16 protein-coding genes and 1 pseudogene are annotated in these 19,913 nt (G+C 48.5%); 11 read left to right on the top strand and 6 right to left on the bottom strand.

Annotated elements, in window-relative coordinates; translation table 11 throughout:
• Positions 1 to 67 precede the first annotated feature (67 nt).
• Positions 68 to 304, top strand: a complete 237-nt coding sequence (locus BLV33_RS21760; protein WP_090796784.1) for a group-specific protein — start codon at positions 68 to 70, stop codon at positions 302 to 304.
• Positions 305 to 308: 4 nt separating this feature from the next.
• Here BLV33_RS21760 and BLV33_RS21765 read toward each other — a convergent pair.
• Positions 309 to 1,714, bottom strand: a pseudogene (locus tag BLV33_RS21765) (hypothetical protein).
• Positions 1,715 to 1,862: 148 nt separating this feature from the next.
• Here BLV33_RS21765 and BLV33_RS21770 point away from each other — a divergent pair.
• Positions 1,863 to 2,045, top strand: coding sequence for a hypothetical protein (locus BLV33_RS21770; protein ID WP_090796788.1), 183 nt, complete (start codon positions 1,863 to 1,865; stop codon positions 2,043 to 2,045).
• A gap of 105 nt (positions 2,046 to 2,150) precedes the next feature.
• Positions 2,151 to 2,654, top strand: a complete 504-nt coding sequence (locus tag BLV33_RS21775; RefSeq protein WP_090796791.1) for a hypothetical protein — start codon at positions 2,151 to 2,153, stop codon at positions 2,652 to 2,654.
• A gap of 6 nt (positions 2,655 to 2,660) precedes the next feature.
• Here BLV33_RS21775 and BLV33_RS21780 read toward each other — a convergent pair whose 3' ends face one another.
• A complete protein-coding gene (locus tag BLV33_RS21780) occupies positions 2,661 to 4,538 on the bottom strand; it encodes a PAS domain-containing hybrid sensor histidine kinase/response regulator (protein WP_171909244.1) in 1,878 nt (625 codons plus the stop codon).
• A gap of 164 nt (positions 4,539 to 4,702) precedes the next feature.
• On the opposite strand from BLV33_RS21780, the gene BLV33_RS21785 reads away from it, so the two are divergent.
• Genes BLV33_RS21785 through BLV33_RS21805 form a run of 5 tightly spaced genes read left to right on the top strand, consistent with a single transcriptional unit; the run spans position 4,703 to position 8,507 of the window.
• Positions 4,703 to 5,431 carry an amino acid ABC transporter ATP-binding protein gene (locus BLV33_RS21785; RefSeq protein ID WP_090796797.1) on the top strand — a complete coding sequence of 243 codons (729 nt, stop codon included), beginning with the start codon at positions 4,703 to 4,705 and terminating at the stop codon, positions 5,429 to 5,431.
• 28 nt (positions 5,432 to 5,459) lie between these two features.
• Complete coding sequence (locus BLV33_RS21790; RefSeq protein WP_253187130.1) at positions 5,460 to 6,371, top strand: glutamate ABC transporter substrate-binding protein; 912 nt, start codon at positions 5,460 to 5,462, stop codon at positions 6,369 to 6,371.
• Positions 6,372 to 6,411: 40 nt separating this feature from the next.
• Positions 6,412 to 7,065, top strand: coding sequence for an amino acid ABC transporter permease (locus BLV33_RS21795; protein ID WP_090796800.1), 654 nt, complete (start codon positions 6,412 to 6,414; stop codon positions 7,063 to 7,065).
• Between the two features lie 11 nt (positions 7,066 to 7,076).
• Positions 7,077 to 7,727, top strand: coding sequence for an amino acid ABC transporter permease (locus BLV33_RS21800; RefSeq protein ID WP_090796804.1), 651 nt, complete (start codon positions 7,077 to 7,079; stop codon positions 7,725 to 7,727).
• Positions 7,728 to 7,745: 18 nt separating this feature from the next.
• Positions 7,746 to 8,507, top strand: coding sequence for a sulfite exporter TauE/SafE family protein (locus BLV33_RS21805; protein ID WP_090796806.1), 762 nt, complete (start codon positions 7,746 to 7,748; stop codon positions 8,505 to 8,507).
• 74 nt (positions 8,508 to 8,581) lie between these two features.
• Here the strand turns inward: BLV33_RS21805 and BLV33_RS21810 are convergent, their stop codons facing one another.
• Together BLV33_RS21810 and BLV33_RS21815 are read right to left on the bottom strand one after the other, a co-directional pair.
• Positions 8,582 to 9,430, bottom strand: a complete 849-nt coding sequence (locus BLV33_RS21810; RefSeq protein ID WP_090799135.1) for a 1,4-dihydroxy-6-naphtoate synthase — start codon at positions 9,428 to 9,430, stop codon at positions 8,582 to 8,584.
• A 2-nt stretch (positions 9,431 to 9,432) separates the two neighbouring features.
• A complete protein-coding gene (locus BLV33_RS21815; protein WP_090796810.1) occupies positions 9,433 to 10,110 on the bottom strand; it encodes a futalosine hydrolase in 678 nt (225 codons plus the stop codon).
• A 75-nt stretch (positions 10,111 to 10,185) separates the two neighbouring features.
• Between BLV33_RS21815 and BLV33_RS21820 the strand changes: the two genes are divergently transcribed.
• A complete protein-coding gene (locus BLV33_RS21820) occupies positions 10,186 to 10,737 on the top strand; it encodes an SLOG family protein (RefSeq protein ID WP_090796814.1) in 552 nt (183 codons plus the stop codon).
• A gap of 10 nt (positions 10,738 to 10,747) precedes the next feature.
• Here the strand turns inward: BLV33_RS21820 and BLV33_RS21825 are convergent, their stop codons facing one another.
• Positions 10,748 to 11,827, bottom strand: a complete 1,080-nt coding sequence (locus BLV33_RS21825; RefSeq protein ID WP_171909245.1) for an HD-GYP domain-containing protein — start codon at positions 11,825 to 11,827, stop codon at positions 10,748 to 10,750.
• 142 nt (positions 11,828 to 11,969) lie between these two features.
• Positions 11,970 to 12,194, bottom strand: a complete 225-nt coding sequence (locus BLV33_RS29470) for a hypothetical protein (protein ID WP_171909246.1) — start codon at positions 12,192 to 12,194, stop codon at positions 11,970 to 11,972.
• A 124-nt stretch (positions 12,195 to 12,318) separates the two neighbouring features.
• Here BLV33_RS29470 and BLV33_RS21835 point away from each other — a divergent pair, with 124 nt between their 5' ends.
• The gene (locus BLV33_RS21835) at positions 12,319 to 13,761 is read left to right on the top strand and encodes a nicotinate phosphoribosyltransferase (protein ID WP_090796824.1); all 1,443 of its coding nucleotides are present in this window, start codon (positions 12,319 to 12,321) and stop codon (positions 13,759 to 13,761) included.
• 230 nt (positions 13,762 to 13,991) lie between these two features.
• Complete coding sequence (locus BLV33_RS21840) at positions 13,992 to 19,754, top strand: HAMP domain-containing protein (RefSeq protein ID WP_090796827.1); 5,763 nt, start codon at positions 13,992 to 13,994, stop codon at positions 19,752 to 19,754.
• Positions 19,755 to 19,913: the final 159 nt, after the last annotated feature.

The following is a 19,913-nucleotide window of genomic DNA, read 5'->3' on the forward strand; positions in this document are numbered from 1 at the left end:
TAGGAATTATCATGGATTTTTGTTATCATCAACATAGATCCAAACTTCGACTGAAAAGGTGATCAAAATGGGGACATGCAATCTCGATCATGCTCATGAGGATGTGATTCAAAAGCTTGAAAGCCAACAAGATTTTTTACCGGAACTGATTTATCAGGACTTGAAACGGTTTCTAAAGAGCGAGCACACACAACCTACATTAAACGAGCTGTTTCACCTTTTAAAAAAATATGACCTGGCTTCTAAAGAAGAACAGGATGAAAGAAATAGGAAATTGTTACAGCTTATAGATAAAATCAAATGAAATCCTAGATAAGAAACATGGCCACAATGGTTGTCACGGTAAGCCCGATGAGCACGGGGTAGAGATTGCGCCTTGCCACCTCGAAAGGGCTAACTCCACAGATCGCCGCCGCAGGAATGAGCACCCACGGTATGATCGTGCCACCGCCGACCCAGATAGCTGCAATTTGACCGAGTGCAGTCAGGGTGGCTATTCCATGTCCGATCGCGGTCGAGAATAAATGAGCGATGGAACCGACAAGGGAGATACCCGAGAACCCGGAGCCGTCCAAGCCTGTGATGGCCCCGGTCGCAGCAAGCGTTACGGCTCCAACGGGAGCATTGACAGGAACGGTATGGGCCAAGGCAACGCCAAGGTCGTTCACTATACCGTTTGAGCCTGCAGGCAATACTTTGCCGAAAATCTCAATTAAAGCGGAATCACCGAGATAGAAGAAAGCGGCGATCGGAATAACCGGGCCGAACACCTTGAAGCCAAAATGAAAACCATCGACCAGATACTCTGTAATTTTCTCCAGTCCTTTGTTTTGGTGCGCCAGCATACTGATAATCACCAGAATGAGGATCGAAGTGCCTCCCAGCAATGCCGTAGCATCCCCGCCCTGGAGCTTAAGAAAGTACATCGCCAGCACATCGATCACATACAGGAGGGTAATGATAACAGCCATCACTTTGCGTGTAGCGGGCGTGAGACTGTAAATTTGCGTCTTGTCATCAGTCGCTCCAAGATAGCCGTCTGCCTGGGAGCCTTCGCTGAAGTTGGTCAATTTACCGGATTTTAAATCTTTGCGTATCATCCAAAATGCGATAATCGTCGTCACCGCACCCATGACGAAGACCAATGGTACACTGGCAGAGATAACACTGCTGATGGGAATGCCCGCCGCATCGGCCGTGAGCTTAGGGGCAGCTTGAATGACGAAGTCTCCGGAGAGTGCGATTCCGTGCCCGAAATTCATCGCTACGGCTACGGCAATCGGTGGAAGCCCAACTCGCATGGCAGCTGGAAGCAGTACAACACCGATCAACGCAACCGCCGGTGACGGCCAGAAAAACCACGAAATAACCATCATGACGATCCCGATCGTCCAATAAGCCCAAGAAGGGGTCCGCATCAAGCGGGTAAACGGCGAGACCATAACTTCGTTGATACCGGTATTGGTCAGCACCCGGCTCATAGCGACGATGGTCGAAATAATGAGAATCGTACTAAGGAGCTCTTTGATGGCAAAAATGAAGCTGGTAAAAATACCGCTACTGAAGAAGCAATCGAATTAGTCGCCAGGATTCCTATCAGGAAAATCCCCAAGATACACAATAAAGTGGTGTCTCTTCGCAGGATCATACAACCGATTAGCATAATGACAATTGCTAAATACAACCAATGCAGCCCGATTAACTCTATACCCATAGCACACCTCCATAAGGAGAATAAGAATCTGCTATACCATAGAGAGAGTGCCGGGATGGTTGCCTAGTTCTGGCCGTTGTTAAAATAATAATTAGGTCATTAACACATCCTATATTTGTATTAAATAAAAGGAGTGATTTTTGGAAAAATGGAAAATAAAAAGCACCGTGGAAATTATGCAGGAACTGCAAACATGAAAGCAAGAAATCAGGATATGGCTTTTGTAAACGACATATTGGAAAACGCAAAAAACACAACCCCGGTTAATATCATGAAGGATGATCTTAATGAAGGCAATGAAGAAGAACCGCTTAATCAAAATGGGGTGTAGAGTTTAGAAGGATCGATAATTGAATAAGCTTAGCCAGCGCAGAATCTGCTATACTGGTTAAGCTTATATTTGTTGCAGTGACTCTTAATTTTGGAGGTTATATGAATGTCGCGTAATTGGGAAAGAATGGTGCGTAAAAACACTAAAGCAGCCAATAAAAATCGTTTGAAACAAGGCATTCCCCTTATCACTGATCGAGATCAGCCTCAAGTGTTTAAAGGTAGAAGTACATTACTTACTCTATTATGTTTAATTGTTCTCTTATTTTTGATCGTTACCTCTCCACAAGCAGGACAAGGCAATATGTCCTTATTCACAATGGCCAGTTATTTCGTCCTGGGACTGTTTGTATATTTTGTCCGTCGTCCTTACCTTAAAGTGAACAAGGCTAGTCTTGCAAAAAGAGGGCTTGTCAAGGAATACACCTTATATGCTGAAAATATCAAGCAAATCATCGTCAAGCCTGGATACGTATTGGTTGAACAAAAGGGCAAGCAGCGATGGGTGTATTCCAAATTTTTAAACCGCTTTAAAGTGGATGATATGGCAGCAAAGCTGAAGAGTTTTTCGGAACAGAATCATTTGACCTTTTTAGATGAAAGAAGCTAGAACTAATTATTTGCCTTCCACGTTTTTGAGAATCCGCAGTAATTCCTCGCGCTGGATCGGCTTACTGATATAATCATCCATGCCGATGGCTAAATAATGGTCTTTATCGGATTTGAAAGCATTAGCAGTTACGGCCACAATTTTGGGCTGATCGGCAAAAGGCAGAAGCTTTCTTATTTGCTGAGTAGTCTGAACACCGTCCAAAATGGGCATATTCACGTCCATTAGTATGAGATCGTAGCTTTTCTTTCTCACCGCTTCCAAAACTTGATCCCCGGATTCCACCACATCTGCCCGGTAGCCGTGTTTTTGGAGGATTTTGACCAAAACGATTTGATTGATTTCATTATCCTCTGCTACCAGGATGGAGAGATTAGACTGTTTAGGGAAATTCAGCACGTTATTGATAGCCGTACCGGATAAGATCTGGTTATCGTCATGGGGCATATATTGCATCGTAAATGCAAAAGTGGCACCTGGCTTTCCGTCCTCCTCTAACCAAATTTCTCCACCCATCAACTCTACTAAGCTTTTGCTGATAGCAAGCCCTAATCCTGTTCCTCCGAAGTCGCGCGTCGTGGATGCATCCAGTTGGGAGAATGGTTTAAATAGCTGATCTCTCTTGGTTAGTTCTATGCCGATGCCGGTATCTGAAATAATAATTTTCAACTTCCGGCCCCCTGCAGGCTCAACGGCCAATCTGATGTAACCGTGATGCGTAAACTTAACTGCATTTCCCATGATATTGAGCAGAATTTGTCTTAGCCGTGTGCTATCCCCGACCAAAGTGAGCGGAACATCGGAAGAGAGCGTGTAAGACACTTCTATTTCTTTTTCGTTAATCGATGAGGAGAGGATAGCAAATACTTCTTTAATTAATTCCTGGAGATCAAAGGCTCGCTGTTCCAGCTCAACCATGCCGGATTCTATTTTGGAAAAATCAAGAATATCATTGATAATCGAGAGCAGCGCATTGGTGCTGTGTGAAAGCATGTTGACATATTCTCTCTGCTGATGTTCAAGCCGGGTTTCCTGTAATAACTGGGTCATGCCCACGATTCCATTTAACGGCGTACGAATCTCATGGCTCATAGTCGCCAAAAACAGGCTTTTCCCCCGATTCGCGCTCTCGGCAGCTTCTTTAGCTAGCAATAACTGCTGTTCAAACTCCTTGCGAAGCGAGATGTCCCTGACGAATGAAGAGAACAGAAACGTATCTCCCCATTTAATCGGAGTTACTGTCAATTCTACCGGAAATTCATGCCCGTCGCGATGCATGGCGTTGATCTCGATCCGTTGATTGAGTATCTTCGCCTGGCCAGTTGCCATAAATCGTTTAATCCCGTTGCGGTGCGCTTCCCGTACCGCTTCAGGAACAATTAAACCGGATAGCTCACGGTCTAACGCTTCTTCCTTGCTCCAACCAAAAAGTGCTTCAGCCCGCTGGTTCCATTCGATCACGAGATTGGAGGAATTAATGACAATTACGGCATCCAGCGAATAATCAGTCATCGCCTTATACCGGTTTTCTATATCGGTGAGCGGAATTCGTTCCTGGTTTTGACTGCTGATATCCTGCAGCAAGATCCAGATGCCGTTCAAGTCTCCATGTTGATCATAGAAAGCAGATGCCGCAGCGCAAATAGGGATTTCATCTTCATAAGCGTTCACAAGAAGTGTATCCGTAAATGGAATATAATCGCGATGATCCACGACAATCGAATTTAAATTATAATGAGGTAAGAGCTTCTGAATGGGTTCACCGATCAGATCATCCTCCGCATATTTGAGGAAAGTAAACATCGATTTATTGACGATTTTTATCATCTGATGTCGATCCGCGAAAATCGAAATATCACCCAGATATTTTTCGTTTTTTTCCATGTTACATCTCACTCTCATAGACTTGTATTCTTTCATTATACCATTCTAAGGTGATTTACGGATTCATTTTATGGGTAATGTCTTTAGGATATTCAAACTTTCTTGTACAAAAAGGATTTTTTCAACCGACGGTCGAATATGTCAAATAGATGGGGGGATTGTCGATGATATCATTTCGGCAGGTAAACAAATATTATGGACAGTTTCACGTCTTGCAGGACATCAATATGGAAATTGCTCAAGGCGAGGTCGTAGTTGTCATTGGGCCTTCGGGCTCGGGGAAAAGCACCCTGCTGCGGTGTATCAATCGGCTCGAGTCCATCTCGGGCGGAGAGCTGACTGTAAACGGGGCAAATGTAGGTGACAAGAAAACTAATATCAACAAGCTGCGGCAGGATATTGGCATGGTATTCCAGCATTTCAATCTGTATCCGCATAAGAGGGTCATTGACAACATCACCTTGGCACCGATTAAAGTGCTGGGGGTGTCCGAGAAGCAAGCGAAAGAAACCGCAATGCTGTACCTCGAGAAGGTCGGCATCCCGGAGAAGGCGGATGTATTTCCGTCCAATCTTTCTGGTGGACAGCAGCAGCGGGTTGCCATCGCAAGAGGGCTGGCTATGAAACCGAAGATCATGCTGTTCGATGAGCCGACCTCGGCGCTCGATCCGGAAATGATCGGCGAAGTGCTCGACGTCATGAAGACACTCGCCAAAGAAGGAATGACCATGGTTGTAGTCACGCACGAAATGGGCTTTGCCAGGGAGGTCGCGGATCGCGTCGTCTTTATGGACCAAGGCCGCATTGTCGAGGAAGCGAAGCCGGATGACTTCTTTGACAATCCGCGGGAAGAGCGGGCGAAGCTGTTCCTTAGCCGTTTGATCAATCATTAAAAAAACAATTGGAGAGGGGAAATTTTCAATGAAACAAACAAGAAAGTTCATGAGTCTTAGCTTGGTTATGATGATGGTGCTGCTGGCACTCGCAGCATGCGGCAAGAACACTGCGGGAACGAATGCCGGAGGATCCTCTGCGGCTCCAACTGCAACCCCAACTGCAACACCGGCGGCCAGTGTAGCTCCATCGGCCAGTCCATCCGGCGGAACTACTGCTTCCGGCGCCAAATTGGAAGAAATCAAGAAGCGCGGCAAGCTGGTTGCAGGTGTCAAGTTCGACACGAAATTGTTTGGTCTGAAAGATCCCATTACAAACAAAGTGGAAGGCTTCGATATTGACATTGCCAAAGCGCTGGCCAAGAAAATATTTGGCGACGAGTCCAAGCTCGAGTTGAAGGAAGTTACCTCGCAGACACGGATCCCGATGTTGAACAACGGGGATATTGATATGATTATCGCAACCATGACCATCAACGAAGAACGCAAGCAGCAAGTTGACTTCACAGACGTTTATTTCAAAGCCGGACAATCGCTGCTGGTCAAAAAAGGCAGCCCGATCAAATCTATTGCTGATGTGAAGAAAGGTACCAAGGTCTTGGGCGCCAAGGGTTCTACTTCCGTGAAAAACATCAAAGAGAAAGCACCGGAGTGCGAAGTACTGGAATTTGCTAATTATCAAGATGCTTTCACAGCATTGAAAGCCGGTCAAGGCGACGTGCTGACAACAGATAACGCCATCCTTTACGGTATGATGAAACAAGATCCTAACTATGTAGTTGTCGGTGACAACTTTACCGATGAGCCTTACGGTATCGCCATTAAGAAGGGCCAAACTGAGTTCGTTACCTACGTTAACGCCTTTTTGAAAGAGATCAAAGACAATGGGACTTACGATAAGACTTACGAGCAGTGGATCGGCGAGAAGCCCAAGAAATAAATAGATGTACGGATAGAGAGAAAGGATGTGAAAATCGGGGATGCTTAACTTTTCCGTCCTGATCAATTATTACGATTTATTTTTGAGAGGATTTTACCATACGATATTGGCCAGTGTGCTTGCCCTGATTGGAAGCTTCCTGCTGGGTACGCTCTTAGCTGTCATGCGGATAGCTCCATTCAAGCCGCTGAACTGGGTCGGAACCATTTATGTGGAATTTATCCGCAACATCCCGCTATTACTGGTTGTCTATGCGTTCTATCTCGGTCTGCCTTCGTTAGGAATAACCATGAGCGGCTTTATTTGTGGAACACTTGGCCTGATTGTGTATACAGCTTCTTACATCGCCGAGGCGATCAGGGCGGGCATCATGTCCGTACCCAAGGGGCAGATGGAAGCGGCAAGAGCATCCGGGCTAACCTATGGGCAGGCTATGCTGAATGTCATTCTTCCGCAAGCGATCAAGATTGTCGTTCCGCCGATCAGCAACCAGTTTCTCAACCTGGTGAAAAACTCATCGATTCTTAGCGTTGTGGCTGGTCTGGATTTGATGTATTTTGGAGAGAAAGTGGAAGCCGAAACATTCATCACATTCGACACCTATATCATCGTCGGATTGTTTTACTTGATCCTGACCATTCCGCTCAGTTACGCGTCGGGCCTGTTGGAACGCCGCCTGGCTAAATCGGGATAAGGAGGAGAGCCATGAATTTTACTGATGCTTATCAGCCTGCTTATCTCAAATTTTTGCTGCAAGGCTTTTTGATTACTTTGGAGGTTGCGGCCCTTTCGATCGTGCTCAGCTTCATCATTGGCTGTATCGTTGGAACGGTCCGCTACTCGAAGGTGCCGATTATCTCCAGGATCTTGGCATTTCTCGTGGAGATGATTCGCAATCTGCCGCTCTTGTTAATTATTTTCTTCACCCGATTTGCACTTCCGGAGGTAGGGATCAAGATCAGTATCTTCTGGTCGGCAGTTGCTGCCTTAACCGTATTCGAAAGTGCGATGATTGCAGAAATCGTCAGAGGCGGGCTGCGTTCCGTGGACAAAGGCCAGATCGAAGCCGCACGCTCGTCAGGTCTGAGCAGCTTTCAGACGCTGTGGCATATCGTGCTGCCTCAGGCTTTGCGGCGAATGGTGCCGCCCATCGTGAGCCAGTTCATCTCACTGGTGAAAGACACTTCACTCGCGGTCATCATCAGCTTGCCGGAGCTCATGAATCAATCCAAAATCATTGCTGCCCAGCATTTTGATTATACGATCCCAGCTTTACTTGCTGCAGCTCTGCTGTATTTCCTGACCAATTTCACATTATCGCGGATCGCCAAGCGCCTGGAGGTTCGCATAAACTAACTAGAGGAGTCTTAGACTTTGGAAAATGTAACTTGGGACATGCTGCTTCTCGTGATAACCGGGGGCTTTCTGGCAGCATTTGTAGATTCTGTCGTCGGAGGCGGAGGGATGATTTCAATCCCGGTTCTGCTCATGACGGGCATGCCTCCACATTTGGCGCTTGGAACGAATAAACTGGGGGGGACCTTATCTGCTCTAACCAGTACCTTATCATTTTTGCGTTCGGGTAAAATAGATCTGAAGCTCGTCCGGGGACTATTTCCCCTGGCGCTCGTCGGAGCCGCGGCCGGTACGCTGATTCTGCAGAAAATCCCGTCCGCTTCGCTAAAGCCGCTCGTCATCGTGCTGCTGATTGCCGTTACGATTTACACCCTTTTTCGCAAAAACTGGGGGGAAATCACCACCTATCAGAAGCTGTCCGCCAAATCGGGGGTCTATATGGCCCTTGCGGCGCTTTTCTTGGGCGGTTATGATGGCTTCTTTGGACCGGGAACCGGGTCGTTCCTGATCTTCACCTTTTTGCTGCTGGGATTTGATTTTGTCAATGCCGCAGGGAATGCTAAGGTGCTCAATTTTGCCAGCAACTTCGCAAGCCTGGTGACCTTCATTCTGCTCGGATCGGTCAATTACCAAATCGGCTTGCCGCTGGCGGCTGCGATGATTGCAGGTTCCCTTATCGGCTCGCAGGTTGCGATCCGTCAAGGTGCTCGCTATGTGAAGCCTTTGTTTATCGGCATTAGCTTGCTTTTGATTGGCAAGCAGGTATGGGATTTGCTTTAATCGCAGATATGGACCTGCGGCAGCACAAAAAAAAGAGACAAACCGCTATCTGGTTTGGCTCTTTTTCATGTCATTCACCGCAGCTTCGCCCAATCGATCTCAGGCACAAGCCCTTCCTGCGCGGCTCGACTCAGCAAAGCGGTAACTGCTGCATATCCGCTATCGCCCAAATTGGCCGTGAATTCGTTCACGTACAGCTCGATGTGCGCCTGCGCCACTTCCGGAGCCAGCTCTTGTGAGTGGCTCATCACATATTGCTTGGACAACGCCGGTTGTGCCCATGCCTGTTCAACCGAAGTGCGGATATAGCCCGCAATCGCATCCAGGTCCAAGGATCTCCGGGCGACAATCGCACCCAGCGGAATCGGCAAACCCGTATCGGCTTCCCACCAGCTGCCGAGGTCGGTCATCAGGGTCAGCCCGTATGCAGGGTAAGTGAAGCGCGCTTCGTGAATCACCAGCCCGGCATCGATCAAACCATCGCGTACCGCAGGCATGATCTCATGAAAAGGCATAACCACGATCTCGCCTACGCCACCCGGCACATTCTGGGCCGCCCACAACCGGAACAGCAGGTAGGCGGTGGATCGCTCGCTGGGCACGGCCACTCGTTTGCCCGCCAACGCTGACGGATCCTGGGAGCTGGAGGCAGCGCCGCCGCTTTGGGTCAAAACCAGCGGTCCGCAGCCCCTGCCCAATGCTCCCCCGCAAGGCAGCAACGCATATTCGGACAAGACCCATGGCAAGGCGGCATACGAGATCTTGAGCACATCAAGCCCGCTCGACGTACCGGCTGCCAGAGTATTGGTAACATCAATGTCGGCATATAAGACGTCAAGCTGCGGTGCGCCGGGAATCAGCCCGTGAACCCAGGCATGAAAAACAAAAGTGTCATTGGGACATGGGGAAAAAGCTATCTTCAGGGTCATCCTAAAACCTCCATTAATATTTTACTCGCCGCTTCCAATGCGGCCAAGGCTTCACCGATCCGCCAGGCGGCTCGGTCGCGAGGACCGACCGGGTTGGAAATCGCGCGGATTTCCAAAACCGCGATGCCGCGATGGGCGGCTGCGGTGGCCACGCCGAAGCCCTCCATCGCTTCCGCGACTGCGCCCGGCACCCGGACCGCCAGCTTCGCCGCAGTCGCGGCTGACCCTGTCACGGTCGACATGGTCAGTACAGGCCCCGTCCGGACCTGCAGCCCGGACGCTTCCATTGCTTCGGCGACCCGCCTCGCCATCGCGGCATCTGCCTCGATGCTGGCGGAGCCGAAGCCCAGCTCCTCCAGACTGCTGAAGCCTTCAGCAGTCTCTGCGCCCAGATCGGCGGCGACAATTCTGTTCGCCACCGCCAAAGTGCCGACGGCGGCTTGTCCCATGAAGCCGCCGCCGATTCCGGCGCTCACCACCAAGCCGTAGTCGGCGGTGGTCAGCGCTGCAGCTGTGCGGGCCGCTGCTGAAGCCGGTCCGACGCCTGCAAGCAGGACGTCAAACCTGTTGTCGCCTTGCAGCCCGCGCAGTACCGCTTCCTGCTCGACCGCAACAGCGGTCATGATCAGGATGCGCCCGCCCGTAAAAGTGTCTCTGTAGGGTTCGGTAATCATGGATGTGTGCTCCTTATAAGTATATAATGAAATCAACCAGCCTGGCGACATATAGGGTTTAGGGGTGTTCAATCAGTGAAGAGTGTTTTAATTACGGGTTACAAGGCGACGGAATTGGGCATTTTTTCGCTCAAGCACCCGGGTATTGAAGTTATCAAAAAAGCGATCAAAAAGCAAGTCATTGCCTTGCTGGATGAGGGTCTGGAATGGATCGTCGTCAGTGGACAGTGGGGTGTAGAGCTGTGGGCCGCAGAGGCGGTACTGGAGCTGAAGAGTACTTATGAAAGCCTTCGATTAGCTGTCATTACGCCTTTTTTGGAGCAAGACGAGAACTGGTCTGATGAAAAGAAACGCTTGTACCAAAGCGTGATTCAGCAGGCAAATTATACAAACAGCGTTACGAAAAGTAAATACTCAGGCCCTTGGCAGTTCGCCGAGAAAAATAAATTTTTACTGCGGAACACGGACGGCATCATCCTTGTGTATGACGAGGAACAAGTCGGCTCCCCAAAATATATGAAAGAGCTTGCCCGGCAGCATGCCCTATCCCGGCATTATCCGATTTATAGTATCCAAGTACTTGATCTGCAAAGTATCGCTGAAGAAGATCAGCCTGAATATTGGTGAAAGCCAGCGGCTACACCAAATTGACGATGGTTACATTATGCTGCAGGCTCAAATCGAGATTTCGCTGAAGCTGGGCTGTTGATCCATCGGATTCGCGGATGATTCGGACGATGGGACGGGTGACGAGCGAGGGCTTTACTTCGGCTATAACGCCAAGTTGGCCCGTATTGAGCAGCACGGTGGATGCAACCGGAGAGACTGCAACCTGTGAGGTAAATAATTGCAGCAAGCTTAATGAAAACTGCGAATTGCCCGCCCCATATAAGTATTCCAGAGCTTCTCCGGGTGTATAGCGCTGGCGGTGCATTCGTGTAGAGGTGAGCGCCGAGTAAACGTCAGCTATCGCAATGATTTGGGCATATTCGTGAATTTCGTCCTCTTTTAATCCGTGCGGATATCCTTTGCCGTCATAGCGCTCATGATGCTGTCTGGCGCACAGCGCGGAAAGCATGCTGATATCCTCCTGCTTGCGCAGGAACAAATATCCTTCCTCCGGATGCCTGCGGAGCTGCTCCCGCTCTTCAGCAGAAAGCGACGATTGCTTATTCCAAAGCGACTTAGGCAGCTTCACCATACCGATGTCCGCTAGCAGCGCACCGATACCGAGTTCCTCCAGCTGTTTCTCGCTATAGCCTTTGGATACGCCGACAATGATCGATAAAGCGGTGACATTGATGGCTTGATGAAACAAGTAATCATCCGTCACAAAGAGATCGGCAAGATGAATCAGCATGGGTCCTTGCTGCATGATGTCGTTTAATAATCCCCGGAATACATCTCTGAATATGGAAGAGAGCTTGGGAACAGCCGCACGTGCGTCCAATACTGGATCTTCGGTCAGCGTCACGGAATGTCGCATGGCCTGAATGGTTCGCAGCCGTGTTTCTTCATTCAGGGTTTCAAAAGGCCGGATGTCTTCAGTGAGCTTGTCCTCTATGTAAACCGTATCAATACCTTGAGCTTTTAATCTTTGGATTAAAACAGTGTTTAATTCCCTGCCTGAAACAAGGAGAGCATTTCCGTTATCCATCGTAATATCACGAGCCAGCTTATCCCCCGGATTCACCACCTGGATTGAAACCTTGCGCATAAAGCCCACTTCCATTTCTATGACTGCCTGATAAAATCAAAATACACTATCTGGAAACACTGGGCAATACATATTTACGGAAATGACAAAAAGGCCTTCAAGATGAAGACCTTTATGGCAATAGGGCAGCTTTAATGGTTTTTTAAATTAATTCTGGTATTCCTGGAGCGGGATTTGCAGGTATTTCAGGTATCCCCTGCGGCGGGACCTCCGGTGTGACCTCAGGCTTGATCTCTGGAATCACATCCGGCTTAATTTCGGGAGATGGTACCGGTTTGACCTCGGGAACGGGCTCCGGTTTAACCTCAGGCGGTTGTTTAGGCGGAATTTCGGGAGTAGGACTCGGCTTCTTTTCCGGTTCTGTCATCTTAAACACCTCCAATTCTATTTATTAACCCAATTACGGATTGTTTGAATAAAATAGCCAAATGAAACAATTCTATGCATGCAGCCGTCTATTAGGTTCTACGGAGAAATCGGGAGGTAAAGCCATGTCGTACGATAATCTGACGCTGCACACGGATAAATACCAAATTAATATGATGTATGCCCATTTTCTAAATGGTTCCCATCAGGAAAAAGCCGTGTTTGAGGGGTATTTTCGCAAGCTCCCTTTCGGAAATGGATATGCCGTGTTTGCAGGGCTTCAGCGCATTGTGGATTATATTCGCAGCTTGTCCTTCGGCGACGAAGAAATAGCCTTTTTGGAGCGGCAGGAGGAGAATTACAAGACTGAATTTCTTGATGAGCTGCGCAGCTTTCGCTTCAGCGGAGATCTATCCTGCGTACAGGAAGGAACCGTTGTATTCGCGAACGAGCCCCTCATTCGAGTGGAGGCCAGGGTTTTTGAAGCCCAATTGGTGGAGACGGCCATACTGAACTTCTTGAATTATCAGACCCTGATCGCAACAAAAGCATCGCGCATCAAGCAAATCACTCTGAACGACATCCTTCTGGAGTTTGGAACTCGACGAGCGCAGGAAGCCGATGCTGCGGTATGGGGAGCAAGAGCGGCCTACATCGCTGGCTTTGATGCGACCTCCAATTTGCGAGCAGGCATGCTGTTCGGTATTCCGACCAAAGGAACGAATGCGCACAGCTGGATTCAGGGCCATGATACGGAAGCAGAAGCGTTTCAGAAATACGCGGAGGCTCTTCCCGATCAGGTGACCCTCCTGGTAGACACCTATGACACTTTAAAAAGCGGAGTTCCGAACGCCATCCGAACAGCCAAATGGCTGGAGGGGCAAGGCAAACGCATGAATGCCATTCGTCTGGACAGCGGAGACTTGGCGTATCTGTCCAAAGGCGCGAGAAAAATGCTGGACGCTGCCGGCCTGAGCTATGTTCAAATTGTCGCATCGAACGAACTCGATGAGAACATCATTTTCAACCTCAAGGCAGAGGGTGCGAAAATTGACGTTTGGGGTGTCGGCACTCATCTGATCACCGCCGAGGATCAGCCGTCGTTAGGTGGGGTCTACAAGCTTGTGGCGCGCGAGAAAGACGGGGCTTACATCCCGGTCATTAAAATATCGGGGAACCCCGAAAAGGTATCAGCACCCGGCGTGAAAGAAGTTTATCGCATCATAAACAGAGAAACGGGAAAAGCGGAAGCTGATTACATTGCATTAAGGGAAGAGGAGGATGTGCGGCAGGGAATGCGAATCAAGCTGTTCGATCCCTTGCATCCATATATTCATAAATATATGGAGAATTATGAAGCGATGACCTTGCTGTCGCCTATTTTTAAAGGCGGCGAGCTGGTGGTTGATCTCCCTGATCTGCAGCAAATTCGGGCGCACCATCGAGCTCAGCTGACTTTTTTTTGGCCGGAGTATTTGCGCAAGCTGAACCCGGAAATGTATCCGGTGGATTTAAGCACGAAGGCATGGGAACTGCGTTTGTCGATGATTCAACAGTTTAAGATGTAATTGAAAAAGTATCCGGCAGATCACCATCCACCGGATATTTTTTATTTTTTTCACACCTGTTTCAACCCATTACTAATTGGGTATATAAACAGAGAATACTTTGTCGAAACGTCTTGCATGATTCTGTTAACGGGGGTATATCTGACTATTTTAATCTTTTGATAAATGACAGTTTTTGTATAAAGTAGTAAAATAGAAGTAGCAAATATATAGTAGAAAGGATAGAGAAAATGCCTGAAAAAGAGCAAAATAACAAAGAAATTATGAAAGACCAGCTAGATTCTGGTGAACTGTTAAATGCTTTAATGGCTCTGAAAAAAGGGAACTTTTCATACCGTATGCCTTATGATCACACCGGTATAGCAGGAAAAGTAGCGGATACCTTTAATGAGATTATGGATATGCAGGAAAGCTTGGTCACCGAGGTTCAGACCGTTGCCAAGGTTGTAGGTAAAGAAGGGCAATTGAGCCGGAGATTTGCGCACAAAAATACAGGCGGTTCTTGGGAAGCTGTCTTTGAGTCCCTGAATGGGCTCGTTATTGACTTGATTCAACCAACCAGTGAAATGGTTCGTGTTATCAACGCCGTTGCGCAGGGAGATCTGTCCCAGAAGGTAGAGCTTGAGTTTGAAGGAAGAGCCTTGACGGGGGAATTCCAGCGTTCGGCCAATAACATTAATATGATGGTGAATCAACTCAGTACTTTTGCTTCCGAGGTTACACGTGTTGCACGCGAGGTAGGTACGGACGGGAAGCTGGGCGGACAAGCTGATGTAAAAGGTGTTTCCGGCACATGGAAGGATTTAACGGACAGCGTTAACAACATGGCTTCCAACTTGACGGATCAGGTGCGTAATATCGCCGCAGTTACAACAGCCGTTGCAAAAGGGGACTTATCCAAGCAAATTACAGTTAATGCGAAAGGCGAATTCCTTGAACTGAAAAATACAATCAATACGATGGTGGATCAGCTTTCCACCTTTGCTTCCGAGGTTACAAGGGTTGCTCGGGAGGTTGGTACCGAAGGCAAGCTGGGCGGACAAGCGGATGTTAAGGACGTTTCCGGAACATGGCGCGACTTGACCGAGAGCGTTAATAACATGGCGAGCAATTTGACCGATCAGGTGCGAAACATCGCGGTCGTTACAACCGCGGTTGCGAACGGAGATTTATCGAAGAAAATTACGGCCGACGTCCAAGGGGAAATGTTTGAGCTAAAGATCACGATCAATACGATGGTGGATCAGCTTTCGACTTTCGCCTCCGAGGTTACACGGATGGCTCGAGAGGTTGGAACCGAGGGGATCCTTGGCGGACAAGCTGAGGTTACGGATGTTGCCGGTACATGGCGCGATTTGACAGAAAGCGTTAACTCGATGGCGACCAATTTGACGAATCAGGTGCGGAACATAGCCGAAGTCACGACTGCCGTTGCGAACGGGGATCTATCCAAGAAGATCACGGTAGATGTCAAAGGGGAAATGCTCCAGCTCAAGAGCACGGTCAATACGATGGTGGAGCAGCTTTCAACCTTCGCTTCAGAGGTTACGCGTGTAGCGCGCGAGGTTTCTACGGAAGGTATTCTCGGGGGACAAGCTGATGTTAAAGGCGTATCCGGTACATGGAAGGACTTGACGGACAACGTTAATCTCATGGCGGGTACATTGACGGATCAAGTGCGAAACATCGCCGAGGTTACAACCGCGGTTGCGAAGGGTGATCTATCTAAGCAGATTACGGTTAACGCCAAAGGCGAAATTCTAGAATTGAAAAATACGATCAATACGATGGTGGATCAGCTCTCCATGTTTGCCTCCGAGGTTACGCGTGTGGCGCGTGAGGTAGGAACGCTCGGTATGCTCGGCGGACAAGCTCAGGTTAAAGGCGTCGCCGGAACATGGCGGGATTTGACCGAGAGCGTTAACAATATGGCCTCCAACTTGACGGGTCAGGTGCGTAATATCGCCGTCGTGACAACAGCTGTTGCGAACGGGGATCTGTCGAAGAAGATTACGGCCGACGTTCAAGGGGAAATGTTCGAACTGAAAAATACGATCAATACGATGGTGGACCAGCTCTCCACCTTTGCGTCCGAGGTTACGCGGGTGGCGCGGGAGGTTGGTACTGAAGGAAGGCTGGGCGGACAAGCTCAGGTTAAGGGGGTCGGCGGGACGTGGAGAGACCTTACCGAAAGCGTTAATTACATGGCCAGCAATTTGACCGACCAGGTGCGTAATATCGCTGATGTTACAACCGCGGTTGCGAAGGGGGATCTGGGCAAAAAGATCACCGTTGACGTCAAGGGAGAAATGCTGCAGCTGAAAAGCACGATCAATACGATGGTGGATCAGCTCAGCAACTTCGCGTCCGAGGTAACCCGCGTAGCCCGCGAGGTAGGGACAGAAGGAAAGCTGGGCGCACAAGCAGACGTAAAAGACGTATCCGGAACATGGAAAGACTTAACGGATACGGTTAACTATATGGCCAGCAACCTGACGATTCAGATGCGTAATATCGCAGGTGTGACGACGGCGGTTGCGAACGGCGATTTGTCCAAGAAAATCACCGTCGATGTTAAAGGTGAGCTGCTCGAACTGAAGAACACCATCAATACGATGGTGGATCAACTGAACTCCTTCGCATCCGAGGTTACGAGGGTTGCCCGCGAGGTTGGTACGGACGGTAAGCTGGGCGTGCAAGCGCAGGTGCGCGGCGTCGGCGGAACCTGGAAGGATCTTACCGATAACGTTAATATCATGGCGACGAATCTGACCGATCAAGTGCGCGGCATCGCCAAGGTCGTTACGGCCGTTGCTAACGGTAACTTGAACAGGAAGCTGAACGTTGAAGCCAAAGGTGAAATCGCAGAGCTTACAGATACGATCAATAACATGATCGATACGCTGGCTACCTTCGCCGATCAGGTTACTACCGTGGCTCGCGAGGTAGGAGCGGAAGGTAAGCTGGGCGGACAAGCGAACGTTCCAGGCGCAGCCGGTACTTGGCGCGATCTGACCGATAACGTTAACTATATGGCGAGTACATTGACCACTCAGGTGCGAGCCATTACGAACGTTGCGACAGCGGTGACGAAGGGTGACCTCTCCAGAACGATTGATGTCGCCACAGCAGGCGAATTGGCAACGCTGAAGGATAACATGAATGAGATGATTCGCAACCTGAAGGAAACGACCCGCATCAATACCGAGCAGGATTGGCTGAAGACCAACCTGGCCAAATTTTCCCGATTGCTGCAGGGCCAAAGAGATCTGTATGCGGTTTGCCGCATGATTCTTTCCGAGCTGGCGCCGCTGGTTTCCATGCAGCATGGAGTTTTCTACATTAATGAGCCTCAGAACGGCGAGGCCGTACTGAAGCTGTTTGCCAGCTATGCCTATCAGCAGCGCAAGAATCTGTCTAACGAATTCAGGGAGGGGCAAGGCCTGGTGGGCCAGTGCTTAATTGAGAATTCACGAATTTTGCTCACCAATGTACCTTCTGATTATGTGGTCATTTCATCCGGTTTGGGGGAAGGAAAGCCGCTTAACATTGTGCTGCTTCCGATTATCTTTGAAGATCAGGTGCTGGCTGTACTTGAGCTCGCTTCCTTCCGTCCTTTCAGTGAAATTGATCTAGCCTTCCTGGATCAGCTGACCGAATCCATTGGGATCGTGATTAACACGATGCAGGCCAACCAGCGAACAGAGGAGCTGCTGATGCAGTCCCAATCCTTGACCGAAGAGCTGCAGAACCAGCAAATGGAGCTGCAAAACACAAACGAGGAGCTGGAGGAAAAAGCCAAGCTGCTTGTTATCCAAAAAGCCGAAGTGGAAAGCAAAAACAACGAGGTCGAGGTCGCCAAACGCTTCCTGGAGGAAAAAGCAGAACAGCTTGTGGTGACCTCCAAGTACAAATCACAGTTTTTTGCCAACATGTCGCATGAACTCAGAACACCGCTGAATTCCTTGTTATTGCTTGCGGAACAGCTGGTGGAAAATCCGGAAGAGAACCTGACCGAGATTCAAGTGAAATTCGCCAAAACGATTCAAGATTCAGGCTACGAGCTGCTTAGTTTGATCAATGATATTCTGGATTTATCCAAGATTGAATCCGGCACGACTACAGCCGAATACAGCGAAACCTCGATCAGTGAATTAACCGATGGATTAGACCGCACCTTCCGTCATATGATTGATGAGAAGAAGCTCGAATACGTCATTAAACTCGAACCGAATGTACCGGAGAAAATTGTCACCGACGGCAAGAGATTGCAGCAAATTCTCAAAAATCTGCTTTCCAATTCTTTCAAATTCACGGAAAAGGGCCGCGTCATGCTTCTTATTCGCCAAGCCACGAACGAATGGAGCAGGGATAACGAAACGTTGAATCGAGCCCAATCGGTGCTTTGCTTCTCCGTCAGCGACACGGGCATCGGAATCTCCAAGGATAAGCAGCAAATTATTTTCGAAGCCTTCCAGCAAGCGGATGGAAGCACGAACCGTGAATATGGCGGTACGGGATTAGGTCTTGCTATTTCACGTGAATTAGCCTCCATGCTGGGTGGCGAAATCACGCTCTACAGCGTAGTCGGAAAAGGCTCAACCTTTAACCTGTACCTGCCGCTGGATGGAGATTTCCTCGATCCGGAGGAGGAAGCCAAATATGTGCCGGAAGTCATTGATGTGACTCCTCCGAAACGGACCCGCAATTTTATGAATGTGGATGAGGAAATTATCGATGACAGAGATAACATCTCACCGAATGATCGTGTCTTCCTGGTTATTGAAGATGATCTTAAATTCAACGAAATTTTGCTGGATACTCTGAGGAAAAAAGAAATCAAAGTCATCATCACCAATAAAGGCTCGGATGCTTTGGAGCTTGCGCACAAATACCAGCCTGCGGCGATAACCTTGGATCTGCATCTGAAGGACACGGATGGATGGCTCGTCATTGAACATTTGAAAAATGATATTTCTGTCCGCCATATTCCAGTCTGTGTCATTACCGTGGAAGAAGATGAGATTCAACTTTTGCAAAAAGGCGTGTATGACTATATTTACAAGCCGGTAAGCAAAGAGGATCTGGAAAATGCACTGAATAAGATCAATGAATTCTCGGATAAATCTCATCATACTCTGCTTATCGCAGTGAACAACGTGGAGCGCCGGAAACAATTCGTGGAGCTGATCGACTACAAGGATATCAAAATCATAGCAGTAGATACGGGGCGCAAAGCATTGAATCAATTGAAATCAAAAGATTTTGATTGTGTGCTGGCTGACATCGATTTGCCTGATATGACGGTAACTCAATTTGTGCGGGAAATGCAAAAAAATCCAAAAAACAAATACAGGCCCATCGTCCTGAATCGCAGCAAGAAGCTGTCTGCCGAGGAAGAAAATGAGCTCGAAGAACTCATGAAAACGGCGATAATCAAAGAAGTGAAATCGAATATTCAAATATTGGATGAAACGACACTTTTCCTCCATCGGAAAGCGGAGAATCTGCCGGATGGCTCCAAGGAAACACTTGTCAAGCTTCATCAATCCGATGCGATGATCGAGACCAAGAAAGTGCTCGTCGTTGATGACGATATCCGTAATATTTTTGCATTGACGACCATTTTGGAACGTCACGGAATGAAAGTCATTGCTGCCGAGAACGGTCATGATGCGATCAAGATTTTGGAAGAGACACCGGATATCAAAATTGTATTAATGGATATTATGATGCCGGTCATGGATGGGTATGAGACAACTCGCACCATCCGGGAGAATCCGGAATTCCAGGAGCTGCCGATCATTGCGCTGACCGCCAAGGCTATGAAGGGTGATCGGGAGCAATGTCTTGAAGCAGGTGCTTCCGATTACATTACCAAGCCGGTCAATAGTGCTCAATTACTGGCGATGATCCGTGATTGGTTAGGCTCAACGGATGAAGATGCTGCAAACGCACCTCACAAGGTTGAAGGATTTTTCAAGGATTTTTAAATGAACAAATCATAAAACGAATGAAAAGGCTGTTCATCCATGAACGGCCTTTTTCAGTTGATCAGAAAGTATAAGTTTTTCTAAACTTATCTTGCTTCTCATCAACCTTGACAAACGCGCTCGTCTTTTAGGACGGCTTAGCCGTTTATCCTTGCGTTT

The sequence above is a fragment of the Paenibacillus sp. GP183 genome (assembly GCF_900104695.1).
Classification (GTDB): domain Bacteria; phylum Bacillota; class Bacilli; order Paenibacillales; family NBRC-103111; genus Paenibacillus_AI.

What these genes read in the sequence shown, in the direction of transcription:
- BLV33_RS21800 (WP_090796804.1), top strand. Translation starts at nt 7,077, where the DNA reads ATGAATTTTACTGATGCTTATCAGCCTGCTTATCTCAAATTTTTGCTG.
- BLV33_RS21785 (WP_090796797.1), top strand. Translation starts at nt 4,703, where the DNA reads ATGATATCATTTCGGCAGGTAAACAAATATTATGGACAGTTTCACGTC.
- BLV33_RS21760 (WP_090796784.1), top strand. Translation starts at nt 68, where the DNA reads ATGGGGACATGCAATCTCGATCATGCTCATGAGGATGTGATTCAAAAG.
- BLV33_RS21780 (WP_171909244.1), bottom strand. Translation starts at nt 4,538, where the DNA reads ATGGAAAAAAACGAAAAATATCTGGGTGATATTTCGATTTTCGCGGAT.
- BLV33_RS21795 (WP_090796800.1), top strand. Translation starts at nt 6,412, where the DNA reads ATGCTTAACTTTTCCGTCCTGATCAATTATTACGATTTATTTTTGAGA.
- BLV33_RS21770 (WP_090796788.1), top strand. Translation starts at nt 1,863, where the DNA reads ATGGAAAATAAAAAGCACCGTGGAAATTATGCAGGAACTGCAAACATG.
- BLV33_RS29470 (WP_171909246.1), bottom strand. Translation starts at nt 12,194, where the DNA reads ATGACAGAACCGGAAAAGAAGCCGAGTCCTACTCCCGAAATTCCGCCT.
- BLV33_RS21835 (WP_090796824.1), top strand. Translation starts at nt 12,319, where the DNA reads ATGTCGTACGATAATCTGACGCTGCACACGGATAAATACCAAATTAAT.
- BLV33_RS21840 (WP_090796827.1), top strand. Translation starts at nt 13,992, where the DNA reads ATGCCTGAAAAAGAGCAAAATAACAAAGAAATTATGAAAGACCAGCTA.
- BLV33_RS21825 (WP_171909245.1), bottom strand. Translation starts at nt 11,827, where the DNA reads ATGCGCAAGGTTTCAATCCAGGTGGTGAATCCGGGGGATAAGCTGGCT.
- BLV33_RS21790 (WP_253187130.1), top strand. Translation starts at nt 5,460, where the DNA reads ATGAAACAAACAAGAAAGTTCATGAGTCTTAGCTTGGTTATGATGATG.
- BLV33_RS21775 (WP_090796791.1), top strand. Translation starts at nt 2,151, where the DNA reads ATGTCGCGTAATTGGGAAAGAATGGTGCGTAAAAACACTAAAGCAGCC.
- BLV33_RS21815 (WP_090796810.1), bottom strand. Translation starts at nt 10,110, where the DNA reads ATGATTACCGAACCCTACAGAGACACTTTTACGGGCGGGCGCATCCTG.